15 protein-coding genes are annotated in these 12,469 nt (G+C 55.4%); 2 read left to right on the plus strand and 13 right to left on the minus strand.

What is annotated here, in order from left to right:
• Positions 1–21: 21 nt before the first annotated feature.
• The 11 genes from HALA3H3_RS25020 to HALA3H3_RS25070 form a co-directional block, all read right to left on the minus strand.
• On the minus strand, positions 22–366 hold the full coding sequence (locus HALA3H3_RS25020) for a hypothetical protein (RefSeq protein ID WP_053857261.1): 345 nt from the start codon (positions 364–366) through the stop codon (positions 22–24).
• Between the two features lie 79 nt (positions 367–445).
• A complete protein-coding gene (locus tag HALA3H3_RS25025) occupies positions 446–697 on the minus strand; it encodes a hypothetical protein (RefSeq protein WP_022524154.1) in 252 nt (83 codons plus the stop codon).
• Positions 698–706: 9 nt separating this feature from the next.
• The gene (locus tag HALA3H3_RS25030; protein ID WP_238326132.1) at positions 707–2,227 is read right to left on the minus strand and encodes a type IV secretory system conjugative DNA transfer family protein; all 1,521 of its coding nucleotides are present in this window, start codon (positions 2,225–2,227) and stop codon (positions 707–709) included.
• A gap of 146 nt (positions 2,228–2,373) precedes the next feature.
• Positions 2,374–2,790, minus strand: a complete 417-nt coding sequence (locus HALA3H3_RS25035) for a hypothetical protein (RefSeq protein WP_022524156.1) — start codon at positions 2,788–2,790, stop codon at positions 2,374–2,376.
• Positions 2,787–3,377 (minus strand): hypothetical protein, encoded by a 591-nt coding sequence (locus HALA3H3_RS25040; protein WP_022524157.1) that lies wholly within the window; start codon positions 3,375–3,377, stop codon positions 2,787–2,789. The genes HALA3H3_RS25035 and HALA3H3_RS25040 overlap by 4 nt, the downstream gene beginning before the upstream one ends.
• A complete protein-coding gene (locus tag HALA3H3_RS25045) occupies positions 3,365–5,590 on the minus strand; it encodes a conjugal transfer protein TraN (protein ID WP_022524158.1) in 2,226 nt (741 codons plus the stop codon). Before HALA3H3_RS25045 ends, HALA3H3_RS25040 begins: the two co-directional genes overlap by 13 nt.
• Positions 5,590–6,912: a hypothetical protein gene (locus HALA3H3_RS25050; protein ID WP_022524159.1), complete on the minus strand. Its 1,323-nt coding sequence runs from the start codon at positions 6,910–6,912 to the stop codon at positions 5,590–5,592. The genes HALA3H3_RS25045 and HALA3H3_RS25050 overlap by 1 nt, the downstream gene beginning before the upstream one ends.
• Position 6,913: 1 nt before the next feature.
• Positions 6,914–7,672 (minus strand): type-F conjugative transfer system pilin assembly protein TrbC, encoded by a 759-nt coding sequence (locus tag HALA3H3_RS25055; protein ID WP_158414255.1) that lies wholly within the window; start codon positions 7,670–7,672, stop codon positions 6,914–6,916.
• Positions 7,673–7,872: 200 nt separating this feature from the next.
• The gene (locus HALA3H3_RS25060; RefSeq protein WP_022524162.1) at positions 7,873–8,880 is read right to left on the minus strand and encodes a TraU family protein; all 1,008 of its coding nucleotides are present in this window, start codon (positions 8,878–8,880) and stop codon (positions 7,873–7,875) included.
• Positions 8,877–9,563, minus strand: a complete 687-nt coding sequence (locus HALA3H3_RS25065) for a hypothetical protein (protein WP_022524163.1) — start codon at positions 9,561–9,563, stop codon at positions 8,877–8,879. Before HALA3H3_RS25065 ends, HALA3H3_RS25060 begins: the two co-directional genes overlap by 4 nt.
• Positions 9,541–10,116: a hypothetical protein gene (locus HALA3H3_RS25070; protein ID WP_053857262.1), complete on the minus strand. Its 576-nt coding sequence runs from the start codon at positions 10,114–10,116 to the stop codon at positions 9,541–9,543. Before HALA3H3_RS25070 ends, HALA3H3_RS25065 begins: the two co-directional genes overlap by 23 nt.
• Here HALA3H3_RS25070 and HALA3H3_RS25075 point away from each other — a divergent pair.
• The gene (locus tag HALA3H3_RS25075) at positions 10,115–10,657 is read left to right on the plus strand and encodes a hypothetical protein (protein WP_022524165.1); all 543 of its coding nucleotides are present in this window, start codon (positions 10,115–10,117) and stop codon (positions 10,655–10,657) included. The genes HALA3H3_RS25070 and HALA3H3_RS25075 overlap by 2 nt on opposite strands.
• Here HALA3H3_RS25075 and HALA3H3_RS25080 read toward each other — a convergent pair.
• The gene (locus HALA3H3_RS25080; protein ID WP_022524166.1) at positions 10,654–11,019 is read right to left on the minus strand and encodes a DUF2274 domain-containing protein; all 366 of its coding nucleotides are present in this window, start codon (positions 11,017–11,019) and stop codon (positions 10,654–10,656) included. The two genes, HALA3H3_RS25075 and HALA3H3_RS25080, sit on opposite strands and share 4 nt — an antisense overlap.
• Before the next feature lie 140 nt (positions 11,020–11,159).
• Between HALA3H3_RS25080 and HALA3H3_RS25085 the strand changes: the two genes are divergently transcribed.
• Complete coding sequence (locus tag HALA3H3_RS25085) at positions 11,160–11,777, plus strand: helix-turn-helix domain-containing protein (protein WP_144410464.1); 618 nt, start codon at positions 11,160–11,162, stop codon at positions 11,775–11,777.
• Positions 11,778–12,207: 430 nt separating this feature from the next.
• On the opposite strand, the gene HALA3H3_RS27555 is transcribed toward HALA3H3_RS25085, so the two are convergent.
• The coding region (locus HALA3H3_RS27555) for a hypothetical protein (RefSeq protein WP_238326133.1) at positions 12,208–12,469 on the minus strand (262 nt) is incomplete at its 5' end.

Here is a 12,469-nt window from a genome sequence, read left to right on the forward strand (position 1 = left end):
CGCAGATTGCGGGGGCTTTTTTTAGGCGTGACGGATAAGTTTCTTGTAACGGTGGAGGAAGATCATTTGCAGAATGAAAAATGCAATGAAGGAGGCCCAGATATAGGGGCTGTTATGGCTTATTACCCCACCTTGATTAGCGTTGGTGTGATAAAGAAGAAAGAGGAAAGCCACAAGGTTGAATCCAAGAATTAAATAGACGTTAACCTTGGCTCGCCACCGGATCGCCCTCACAACGCTTTCTTCGTCTGCTCCAATGAGATGGTGAAGCTCATTGGCGATCACAGAACCGCCAGTGTGTGATGCAGCCTGACGACGAGCATTGAGCGCCCGTTGGCGTTTTGCATTTCGCTTATTCTTTGCCATAAATCACCCCCGAGCGCTTGGTCATTCTTTATGGTTTATTGAAGTATACGGTACGACGATTTCAATGTCAAACTATAAACTACTTCCTTATCTTGTCAGCGGGGTCAAAGTAGCTGCGGGAATGAGAGAGGTGACTAATAAGATCAAGGTGTGCATGGATGATAGTTTTGACAAGCCAAAGCATGTAGCCCGCAGCAAACTTCACTACTTCCACAACGCCTTTTGAAAGTATATCCATAATCGGGCGGAATACTTCTTTGACGCCTGGTAATACGCCTAGGAGGAACATGGCGAATATTGCGATAGTCCCCCAAAAAACAATCGTAATCATTTGCCCTCCTCATGCTACTTCAGTAAGAAATTCATTAAGTCTGTCTTCAAAGTTAAGCGGCTGCTTGTTCGATGGTATCTTTGTGCTGTGCTTGACGGCCTTGAAGGAAGGTATTTTCTTTGGGTAGTTGATCATTGGGGTTCTAAGATGGTACATACGCGCTCCCATCATCATTACCGCATGCCCCATATCCATGGCTCTTAACTGGTCGGGCGTGACACGAAATTCCTCGATTTCACGCCAGCTTTCCCCCATGCCACCGCCGTCTGACATGCTTGACTGAGGCGTTGTGCGAAGATACTGGGCGCTTTCACCTTGGTTGGCCGAAACGGACACCGATCGCTGGAACCGTTTTGTTTTGCCGAGAATTTCAGCCGCCTCCTCCGGGCTATCCTTCGAGCCAAATTTGAAGAATATCTTGTTCCAAGTGTTTTGGATCACAATGTCAGCAAAGTCAGGAGAGACACGGTTCAACTGGCTGAACGACTGAAATGCTGGTATGAGGGCGATGTTTGCCGAACGGGCTTGCTCAAAGAGCCTGCCTACGCCCTCCATAACATAGGCACCCATCTCATCGAGCAGAGCAATGAAATGTTCTGGCCGTTCTCCTTTAGGAAGATCCTGTATATGGGCAACGGCAGATCGTATGTCCGATACAATCATCTTGCCGAGATTCAGAGCAGCGGTGTCCTTCCCCATTGTTGGCAACGAAACATAAAGCATGTGCCCTTTGCGGATGATCTCTGTAAGGACGATCTCGGGTGCATACACGTTAAATACTTTCCCGAATTTACCTTGTGCAAAGAGGGCAATGCGGCCTGCCATGCCTCCCAGCGTCTGCTTCATGCGGTTGAGGTCAATCTTCGTCCCTTCCTTGGTACGGGTGCGGAATTGATCCAGGAAAATCGAGAGGGCTCGCCTTTCAGAGCCCTGGGGGGTCATCCGTTCGAGGTTTTCAAGCGCCTTATCCGATTGCAGTAGGATCGAAAGATCACCGAAGTGGTAGAGCTGGCCGGAGGCTTGCAAGGCTGCGATGATGACAGTCAAGGCGTGGTTGGCCGACTGTCGGTAGTGATCCGCGCCAGGGTTGTTTTCGGCGGAGGGGATCAAATTCATGAGGCGGGAGGCTACCTCATCTGGATCACCATGGAGGACGGGGTTGTAGGTGTTAGCATTGTCAGGATCGGAGACATCGATGATATAGAGTTCATCCTCTCGCCCGGTCACTTTGGCCATGTAAGCGAGATGGTCACGAGTATCGCGATCGATCTTCGCATCGATGAAGAGCCAGCCCCCTCCTCTTGCGGTCTGCTGCCACAGGATGTATTCACCAATGGTCGTTTTACCCACGCCGGATTGCCCCACGATCGCCGTGTGGCGTTTCCCGAGGTTGTCTGGCATGTTGACTCGGGTGTTCTTATCGGTTGTCAGGCCAATGTGCAGGCCACTGCCTTTGTCATCGATGGGCTCATCTGACGGAAGAACAAACCCTTCACGCGAGTCCTCATCGATTCTCTCAAGGGTCGCCATGGCTTGGCTCCAGGTGAGCTGGGCCATGCCAATAGTGCCCAGTAGCCCCGCAGGCCACACAGGCAGCGCTCCGGCTGCCCAGGGGGTAGCCGTGGCCACCCCAGCTGCGATCGCAGTGAGAGCCAGTGCATCTCTCCTCCCGGCAATCATGGGCAATCCTCCAAAATCACATCATCAACCTTGAAGATCCCGGCTGCCCATGAGGCAGGAGCAATATGGCTCTTGGAATCTGGTAGCGGGGCTTGGTGACAGCGGATCGTTGGTGTCGCTGAGGGATCGGCCCTATGAAGGCTGATCAGGTGCCCTGGGTAGGCAGCGAAGACAAGCACACCGACATGGCCTTGCGGCAGCTCGTGAGGGGGTTGACCACCAAGGTTCTCGAACCATGCCGTCTGCCATTCAACCGCATTATAGGTAACGATCGATTTGTTGGCTGTACCTCCTGAGTCAGGGCCACCATAAAGACGATTGCCTTCCCCTTCCGGTTGTTGTCCGAATGCACTGGCAGAAATTAGCAATGTCAAAAGAGCTGGAATGACGGTGAATTTTCTGGAATATTTCATTTGTTATTCCTGTCAAAGAATCCGCTGGGAAGTTTGTCGCGTGAACCTGCGCCATTAACGCTGGGTAGAAGCTGGTTGGGCAACACTCGACCTCCAGGCACAAGTGAGTCGAGAAAGTTATTCCACATGCTGTACTGAAAACGCTCTGTATAAGCATCCCCAGAGGTCGTGACGAATGTAATTCTTCCTGTATAGACCACACTCCCGTTTGGCGTTATCGAGCCCTCCTTCGTGCGGTGGCCATAGGTGTGGTAGGCGGGTGTGCCGGGTGTCACAGTCGTAGCGTTCGAGCCATCACCCCAGTCGACAACGGCTTTTTCAACCTGCCTGACATTTTGACCACCATGCTCAAAAGAGGTATAGGTCATCGATACATCAAGGCGTGTTTCCAACCCAACGTAACCGTTATTAGGGGTAAACATAAAAGGGCGTTGCCCGCCATTCTGAACAACCTCTTTGGATGAGGCTGTACCAGATGCCAGAGCGTTGGCTTGATCTGAAATACGCTCGATGGGGCTCCCGTAGGAGCCCATTGAGACTAAAGCCAAGCAGATAAATGCGATTTGCTGAACCTTTAGTTTGCCCATGTCTGGTTAAACTCCGACTTTGCTTTCTCAGACAGTGTTTCCACGTACTCAGAGAAGTCCATGTCACCGAGATCCAATGCAAGGAACTCATCGATCGTGAAGCCGGAGCAGTCAGGTTTGTACTGGCGGTCGTAAGTCGTGGATGCTTCTGCAACACAGCTACCCAGGACTTCTAGCATGCACGGCTCATACTTTTTCTCGGAGTATGTGTACCACGGTTTTGCGGTTAGATTGACCTCCACGGTGGCTCTGAACTCGCATTCACTGTCAGTGCAGCCGCCAGTCAGCGTGACAGGTGGATTGCTATTGACATAATTATTCATGTCGTTGATGTCATTTTGAATATCAACTTCAGTCCACGTCGAGTCATATCGACACTGATAGGATGAGCCAATACACATCCGCAAGCCCCGATCCGGTGATTCCGTGCCGAGGGGGTTTGTATATGCCTCAAAATGCACATTGTTGTGAGCCCACGAGAACTCTCCCCAGCCTGAGTTAGGGAAATTGATCGGCCATTTCATATCGATCGGTATCCTCATCTGCCCGCCAGCCCCAGCTTTCCAGGCGTGTACTTTGTACTCGCAGGAGCCATCGTCGAAGCAACCGCCCTCAACGACTGAGTAGCGATTGACTGCCCGAACATGATGGTCTTCAGCAGCTAGTCGATGGGTCTCCCAGCCTGGACTGAACCCATAGACTGGGTGATCAGGTGGAGTGCCACAGGTGTCTTCTGAACAGACAGCGGCATAAATGTCTGGGCTTGATGGGCAGTCATAGCCAGACAGCATTGAGTTTGTATAGCCTTCCTCCGTTGCACACGACTCCTTCCACTTCCAGAATCTCACCCGGTTGCCATTAACGTTCAGCTCGCTAGTCCACCCTCCTGTGGATTCGTAGAAGGGAAAACTTGCAGTCTTGGTTTCAGCTCCTCCTGCATTTTGTGCTGCCAGTTCAGCAAGCTGCTCTCGCCCTTGCTCCTGAATGATGCGGGCCAGCATGGAGTCAAACTCGCACCAGCGCTGATACTCATCGACCTGTGTTTGGGTGTTTGCCAGTGACCATGGCCGAGTCCAATGCGAGCATATCTGCTTGGCATAAGCCATATCACCCTTGGCTGGGGCGTTATAAACGTAGTTCGCAATCGTGCAGAGCGTATTATTGGTTGGTACGAATCCCGGAGTAACCTGAACAGCTCTTTTTGCCATCCGAGCCGCAGCAAGCTCGACATCCTCGAGATCGCAATAATCTGCACCGATGCCGGTGGCCATTGAGATGAATGAGCTGGTAAGAACCACATCCTCAGGATCATCCTGGCAGCACTCCATGTGCTCGATCGCATTGAGAATGTCAGCTGATGCTGTTCCAGCTAAGACTGCGCCGAGCGGACCACCAAAATATGTCGCAAGGATAGTTCCTACGGTTGCATTGAATTCCATCATGCGACGGAAATCGCTTGTAATGGCTTTGCACTCTCTCTCAAACCCGGAGAAGATTCGCATGTTGCCATCAAATCCACCCTCGGCTGCGATCATATCCATAACACCGGCTGCGGCGATCGCATCAGAGAATGCCCCTTCGTCATCACTGACTTCAGGCATAACTTCATAGGAGCTTGGGTCGCACTTGCCCTCCTCACGGCAGGTATAGGTTTGCTCTTGTCGAACACACAGGCCGTCCTGTTCTTTAGTGCATTCGTATTCGGTAATGCTGCAATTCGGGTCATTGTTGCACCGCGGAGTCTCGCCAACATAGCACCGCTTCCTGACCCGTTGGCCAATCACATTTCCAGAACCATCTAGGATGTCTTCGCTGCTTATGTCTGGTCCGCAACCATAAGAGGTGTCAGCATTGCAAGTCGATTCACTTTTTTGCCACTCCTCCTTCCAGCTATCAGGAAGGACATTAGAGTATTGAGTGAATGTTCCAGGGTAGGTTTCGTCAAATGTGTTGACCAGTTCCCACTCATCACTATTATTCAAGGCATCCAGGTTGCAGCTGTTGCTATATGGGTCGCCATAACACATGTATGTGACGGAGTAACGCCAACAGTCTCGATGGACTGTATGGCCAGCGATTTGACGAGGTGCGTCGTCGACGCACACCTCGCCTGCTCGATAACATTCCGCATAATCGTTGAGATTTTGGGCGCTTGCGTTACCAGTGACAATCAACATTGCCATTAGCGCGAGCACTTTGATCGCGTACAGCATCAGTCTGTCTCCGGCCGACGTTGTTCAAATGCCTCACAGTTTTCAGTTACGGTGTCCCTGAAAATCGGTGCGGCCTCGTCATAGCGATATTTTTTAGTGCTGTCACTTGGGTTGCGACGATAGTGGATGGTGCAGCGCCCATTGCTGCATGTTTGCTTGATATAATAACCGGACGGTGCTCCGGGCATTAGCTCAGGATGATGCCAGCCAAGGTTTCGTGAATACTCGAACCTAAAGGACGATCTCCATCCAGATCCGTTCTGATTAAACTGATAGAGCAGGCAATTAAACGGATGGTGGCAAGATTGACATACAAAACGCCGATACAGATGCGAGTATGGCCGCCATTGATATACCACTTGGCCCGGTGTGCAAGCCTCACTGCCAACCTTTTGCACTTGCAGTTCACGCTCACAGGTGAATTGAGCAGTTTCCCGCTGTACGTCGCACGTTTTTGATTCCGGCTCACAAGTTACGATTCGAGTAGGGATGTCGACGGTACATGTCTCTGTTGTGATCCGATCAGGCTCACACTGTCCCCCTCCGTCGATGTCCAGGAAGTCAATCGTTCTAGGGTCTTCAGGATCACATGAAACTGGAATGTCGCCTTCGCTGAACAGCTGGTTGATCTGTCCCCCCAGGCACTTTGAGCGGTCCTCTGCATACTGACTGCCCTGATCGAATGTCGGGTTGTCCCGGACATCCGCGATGGTGTTTGAGGGGTGATTAGGATCTTGATTGACGCGATCGTTGCCCTGTTGGCGCATGTTGTTGCCGCCCCAGGCATCTCCATGTAGCTGGTGCATCGTCATCACACAGGATGTTCCTGAGCACTCAGCCTCGACTCGGTATGCACCGTAGAGATCGCCGCCGCTGAACGCGGCCTCGCCCCCTGCCGGGACTTCTCGCGTCTGCGTATAGCGATCGTCGCTGCACCGGATGCCTTGCGTCAGGGCATCACAAACGGCGACTCGCAGCCTCTGCAAGTCACCGTCATCGGATTGCTGACACTCTTCGATATTGACCCGGATACCACCCGCCGTCAGTCGAGCGCCGTCACGGCACCGGAAATTCCGCTGCTGCTGTTGCTTCACCTGGAGCCCAACCTCGCCCCCCAGCTCCCCCGAGGTCTTGGTGTCCTCAAGGCCCAGGGCTGAAGTCGCTGACTGGAAGCTCTTACCAGGGTCGAAGTCTTTTGCCCAGGCGCCCCCTGCCCTCAGGCCCGATTCACTCGGCCCAGCTATCGCGATAGTGCTCAATGGCACGAGGGCCGCCATGGCGACCCCCGTGAAGAGCTGTTTCAGATGAACGCCCTTCGGCATGCTATTCCTCCCAGAGATGGTCAGTGTTCTGTCCCTTCGGCCCCACGGCTGGCCCCATTGGCGTGTCGTAAACTTCACGATCTGAGCCTTCGTACCGCTCCTTGAGACGTTCCGCGTTGCGTTCAGCCAGGTCATCGGTGAGTGATTCCCACCGCTCCGAGCCGATACCCGGCTGCTCGGACGCGCTGAGTGCCCCTTCGCCTTTCAAGGCATCGATGTACACGGCTGCATTGCTGGCCCCGCGGTCTTGGAACTCCTCTAGGGCATATAGGGCTGTCACTGACCCTTCGACCTTCCAGTAGGAGTCTGGGGCCGCCTCCGGGCAGGCTTTGTAGTCGAATGCCTGGCCATTGATTTCCCCTGTCCTGGGCTCTGCGGTTTGGCAAACTCCCATCGGGTCTTCTTTGGCAAGCACGATGGTTGGCACGCTGTCGACCGCATAGGTGTCGAACAGACGGGGATCTATCTGGATCGGTGCAGTCATCCCGCCTGGACGCAGCACCTTCAGCAGCCGCTCCATGGTGAATTGCCTGAGGTCCATCCCCGGCTCTACCCCCCGGAGCACCAGCTCACCACCGGCCCGAGCGGCATCGAGGGCATAACCGCGGATCATGCTTTCCGGCATTGAGAACGAGATGAAGAAATACAGGCGGTCTTGTTCACCCAACCCAAGCGAGCCGCGCAAGGCCTCCCATTCGGCTGCCATCTCTGGGTCAGCAATCCCGCCTGTCTGGCCGGGCTTACGGATGTTGTCCACCATGGCAGCCCCTGCGGCCTCCCCCGCAGAGTTGGCGCTACCTGCCCCCATGGCTTCGAGAACTCGCTCTGCGCTTCCCTGGCCAGGGAAAGGAAGCTGGGCTGCGCTCTCGCCTTGAAAAGCCGAGAACGCGCTGTGAGCGGCTTCCTCGGGTGTCTTTTGCCCGAGGGCTGTTGAGCTGGTGAGAACCAGTGCAAGGAGTGTCAGAGAGCGCAGCATTGCTTACCTACCCAGATCAGGAATGCGGAATCGGTACGGACGGCTGTGTTGGCGGGCGGCATCATCCCCCACCGAAATTCGGACATGCCCAGAACAGCGGTTTGGTTACTCGCGACCGGCGCAACCGGGTCGATCCTGTACTGGCTACGGATCATGTTCGGCAGATAGACCGACTGGCACTCGGCCCATGGGCCGATGGTGGAAAGCAGACCAGCCATCCGGGTCTTCCGCTGCATGTACTTTCCGAGGACGTGCAGATTGCCCCCCTGAGGAGAGCTGTGTGTCGGGCTGGAGCCGGTCAGCGGGTACAGGACGCCTTGCGATCCCTGGCACCAGAACATCATGTCAAGAGGTCGACCGGCTGCTGAGGCAACGGCGTCTGGAATGCAAGAAAGAGCGCCAACCGGGTTAGCGAACAGGGCGGACTCAGGAAAGGCGATCGAAGTCCAGGTATCGTCCTGCCAGGTGGGATCTACCTCGGTGAGATCCGCCAGGTTGAACCCCGAAGTGTTCATGCACCCGAGTGAACTCATCATGTTGAGCACACTGAACAGGGGGTAGATATACCAATGAACCTGCATCCTGGTGACGGAGCCGTGGTCACGGCCGGAGCCATACTTCTGGTTCGAGGTTTGCTCGTCATACCCCTCGAGCACTTGCACCCCGCCCAAGGTCGACATGCAACCGGGAGTGCGTGCCACCTCGGCCAGGAAGGTGGGCTCCCAGTACGTCATCCCAATCCCAGGCATATCCACACCGTAGGGGCCAGGGCACATGCAGATAGGGTCCATGTGCATCAGGGGCGGGTTTGAACCACCCCCCATGGATATGCCCGCCACAGTCACCGGAAACATGTTGTTCCAGTTGGGGTCGTTGATCGGATTGAACACCTCCCCCTGGCAAGCGGCTGAGCCTGTCAGGGGAGAGGCAGTAGCTAAGCTGGCCGCGGCCAGTGATAGGGCAGCCAGGCCGGAAAGGACCGTTCGTTTCATGGCAGGTGGGCCTCCAGGGTCTCGACATCGTAGGGGTAGGCAAAATGCGTCACTTCGATGGCGTCGGGACGGCTATCCCGCACGCCAGCCAGTGAAGGCGTGTGAGTGATGCCCAAACGGTCGAAATGCCATTCCTCGGCGAAGTAGACGGCACGCCCCAGGTCAGCAGCCAAATCGCCGGGATCGCCCGCGGTCACAATGACGGTCAGGTTGACCGGGTGACGCTTCTTCAGCTCCACGGCCAGTTCGCGCTGCCTGTCCACCCGTAGATCGACAACGAGGAGCCAGTTCTGCGGGCGAACCTTGTCCAGGGGATTAACCTTGGTGCCTGCCTCGTAGATGGTGCCCCACTGATAAGTGCCGTCCGGTTGCCGCTTCAGCGCTTCGATGTCTTCTTGAAGGGTGTAGGAGGGGTCTACGAAATGGGTTTCGGTATGCTCGGCGACGGGTACATACCAGTCGGGGATGTCGTTGGTGTGTGTCTGGGCCTGACCCGCCAGGTGCTCATGGACTGAATCCCAGTCGACGCCATGAGCTTCAGCCACGATGGCCAGACGCATATCCGGCTCGCCGATTTCCCAGGTAGGCCCGAGCGTTCCGAGATCCTGGTCAGCGGCCAGGGCGGTACTTGAGAGCGCTACCGTGAGCGCTGCAATTTTACTATACTGTACTACGATTTCCATTTTTCAGCCGTTCCAATCTGCGGTAGACACTGCGCTCGGTCATGTCAGCCGCCGCAGCGATTTCGGCAGCCGACAAGCCTTCACAGTGAAGGGCAAGCAGGTTCTCGTTGGACAGCCCTGATCGAGCTGAGCGTTTCGGAAGGTCGATGAGGTGGGCTGAGACGGTGGACGTGGGTTCAATCTCCACGGAAGCCTCAGTATCGATCTCGTCGTTGAATTCTTGGGTAAAGCCAGGGATCTGTTCAGCCATCAGATCGTACTGCTCAGCACGGGGCTCACTGTCCGCCTGACCCGCCTTATGGACAGTGACGGGGAGTACGGTATGCCGGCGCCAGGTGCTAATGGCCAGGAAGGCGGCTTCGCCCGCGTATTTCATGATGGCATCATGGGAATAGCTGGCGTCGTACTCCCGCCCAAGCCAGGCAAGGTAGATTTCCTGGCGCATGTCGTCCTGCCATTGCCGCGGTATGTGCAGACGGGAGGCGGTCCACCCGACCAATCGCTGCATTTCGGATGGCGGTTGTTTCGACAAGTATTCAAAGAGGTTAGCCATGCGAGACACGCTCCTGAACGACCTGATCAATACGCTTGAAAGGCATGGCTGCGAGATCAAAGTGAGCATCCCCACGACCCGTGGGCGTGCTGAGCGCAGCTCGACGGATAGCGACCTGGGCCGGCGCATCAATACATTGCGTGACGAGTACGGCATGACCCTGGCCAAGATCGCCGAGCTGCTGACCTCGAAGCTCAACAGCAAGATTTCCGTGGCATCCGTCAATGCCTGGACTGGTGGCGTAACCCCTCGGAAAGTCCCCTACGAGCGAGTGCAGGGCGCCCTCGAGGAGATCATGGAAGAACATGAGGCAATCGAGGGCGGCGCATGGGTCGCCGCTGATGAGGTCAAGGCAACGGTGGATCGCTGGATGGAAGTGATGACCCCACGACAAATCGCCGTAGCCGCCGACGAGGCTGTGACCTCGATTCGGAGCTGGCATACGGGCAACCATCGGGTGCTGCGTACCAAGTGGAACCGTGTGGTCCCTCTGGTCGAGCAAATGCGTGAGGTCATCCAGAAGCGGCATGGTGAAACCTAGCGCCCCATGCCCTGTTTTGGCTGACCGTGCTTGCGGTCTTCCTCGCCTGTGGTGTGATTTCTCCCACCCCCACCATCACGAGGCTCGCCGGCCGGGGCCTCACCCCCCTGGCCTTGCTGCTTGGCCTCTTGCTTGGCCTCTTGCTTCTCCTTCCGCTCCTGGTCCTTCAGAAACCGCTTGAACTCGCGGTCCCTGTCCATGACGTTCCTCAGCATTAGGTCGACCAGATCACTGGTCGAAACCTTCTCGCCGAAGGTGAGCTGGTACAGCTCACGGTATTGATCCAGCCGATTGATCGTGGATTCAGGCAGTTGTGCCTGAATCTGCTTTTTGGGGTCGTGCTCTACGCGGCCAATGAGCATTTCGGTCTCCTGGGTTATCATGACGACGAAGCAATCTTGCAGCTACGCTGACTGCTGCGGATAGCCCGGGACCGTTAGAAATCGTTATCTGGTATAGCTACATGTTAGTGGCGTCGAATTCCGGCGTATGGGAGAGAGCATTGGATCACGACAATGAAAACGACGACCTGAAGAAGGTCATTGAGGCCGGAAAGCGCAAGCCTGGCCCCGGCCCGAAGGGTGGGCAGAAGGGAAAGCCAAAGGGGCCGCGGAGTGACTATCTGCAAATCGAGCCAGACGCCCCAGGCTACAAGCTGGTTCAAATCATCTTTGAGCGGGCGGTAAGTGAAGGGATCTCTATCACTGAGCTGGCCGAGAGCCTTGGCATAGCACCTTCCACGTTGAGCCACCTGAAAACAGGCCGGCGTCAGGCCACTACCCTGGGCCGGGATGTGGTAGAGCGATTCGCGGAGTGGCTGAACTATCCCGTGCTGGCTGTCATGATCCTGGCCGAGCAGGTTCATTTGGAGGACTTCTACTCGCCTCAGAATGACCTGGATCGCGCAATCGACAGGGCACTTCACTTCATGGCTGATGATCCTGAGTGGGGCGGCATGATGCCCAAGGATCTCGATGGGGCCTCAACCCACATGAAGCTATGGAGTGTCTGGATGTACGAGCGAGCCACCAAGACTCGGCTGATCACGGGTGGCGTTGACTACCTGGACCTGTTGAAAGCCATGGAAGATTTCAGGGCTGACCACCCCTCGAGCAGCTAGGCGAATCCCCTTACCAAGGTCAGGGGACGCCTGAGCGGCGTGCCGACTGGCTTCAGTAGACAGCCTATGAGCCCCGGCCCTGGATTGGCCAGTACGGGAATCGATCCCCGTTCCCATGACTTGACTATGATTACGGGAATCGAACGGGTTAGACGCATCTTGCCGACTGGCTGAGATAGAGCATTCCGTTGGTGCTCTCATGAGAACCGCTCCTGTAACGCTCTTCATGGTGCTCTGGTAAAGCTATATCAGGGCACATATTTGGGCATAATTAGTTGGCATATCAGCACTTTTTCAGCGTTCCTAGTAATGCTCGATCGCTGCTTATACTGAATGCTCGAGACTCTTTCCACATACAACGAAAAGCACATGGGCCGCTCCGCGGCCTGGGTACGAGGCAAGCCTCGAAATGCCTAGCCCTGGTGGCTTCCTATCCTGCAATTTCGCCCGCATGGACTTCGTTCTGTGAGGGCTGTAAAGCTGCGCTGTGGTGACCATGCTTGGGCACTGCCGCTTGCAATACGAAAAGCACATGGGCCGCTCCGCGGCCTGAATACGAGGCGGGCCTCGAAATGCCTAGCCTTGCTCGATCCAAAACCCGGAATTCGCCCCAAAGGCACTTCGTTCTAACTGGCCCTGGCTGCTGTCGCTCACGCACCGAAAGCGCCAGCCGCAGGCCCGGTGGCATGGCC

The organism is Halomonas sp. A3H3, assembly GCF_000982975.1.
Lineage (GTDB): Bacteria > Pseudomonadota > Gammaproteobacteria > Pseudomonadales > Halomonadaceae > Vreelandella > Vreelandella titanicae.

Bases quoted from the DNA above. Each gene is read 5' to 3' on its own strand.
- HALA3H3_RS25020 (WP_053857261.1), bottom strand. From the start codon at position 366: ATGGCAAAGAATAAGCGAAATGCAAAACGCCAACGGGCGCTCAATGCT.
- HALA3H3_RS25025 (WP_022524154.1), bottom strand. From the start codon at position 697: ATGATTACGATTGTTTTTTGGGGGACTATCGCAATATTCGCCATGTTC.
- HALA3H3_RS25030 (WP_238326132.1), bottom strand. From the start codon at position 2,227: ATGGCGACCCTTGAGAGAATCGATGAGGACTCGCGTGAAGGGTTTGTT.
- HALA3H3_RS25035 (WP_022524156.1), bottom strand. From the start codon at position 2,790: ATGAAATATTCCAGAAAATTCACCGTCATTCCAGCTCTTTTGACATTG.
- HALA3H3_RS25040 (WP_022524157.1), bottom strand. From the start codon at position 3,377: ATGGGCAAACTAAAGGTTCAGCAAATCGCATTTATCTGCTTGGCTTTA.
- HALA3H3_RS25045 (WP_022524158.1), bottom strand. From the start codon at position 5,590: ATGCTGTACGCGATCAAAGTGCTCGCGCTAATGGCAATGTTGATTGTC.
- HALA3H3_RS25050 (WP_022524159.1), bottom strand. From the start codon at position 6,912: ATGCCGAAGGGCGTTCATCTGAAACAGCTCTTCACGGGGGTCGCCATG.
- HALA3H3_RS25055 (WP_158414255.1), bottom strand. From the start codon at position 7,672: ATGGTGGACAACATCCGTAAGCCCGGCCAGACAGGCGGGATTGCTGAC.
- HALA3H3_RS25060 (WP_022524162.1), bottom strand. From the start codon at position 8,880: ATGAAACGAACGGTCCTTTCCGGCCTGGCTGCCCTATCACTGGCCGCG.
- HALA3H3_RS25065 (WP_022524163.1), bottom strand. From the start codon at position 9,563: ATGGAAATCGTAGTACAGTATAGTAAAATTGCAGCGCTCACGGTAGCG.
- HALA3H3_RS25075 (WP_022524165.1), top strand. From the start codon at position 10,115: ATGCGAGACACGCTCCTGAACGACCTGATCAATACGCTTGAAAGGCAT.
- HALA3H3_RS25070 (WP_053857262.1), bottom strand. From the start codon at position 10,116: ATGGCTAACCTCTTTGAATACTTGTCGAAACAACCGCCATCCGAAATG.
- HALA3H3_RS25080 (WP_022524166.1), bottom strand. From the start codon at position 11,019: ATGCTCATTGGCCGCGTAGAGCACGACCCCAAAAAGCAGATTCAGGCA.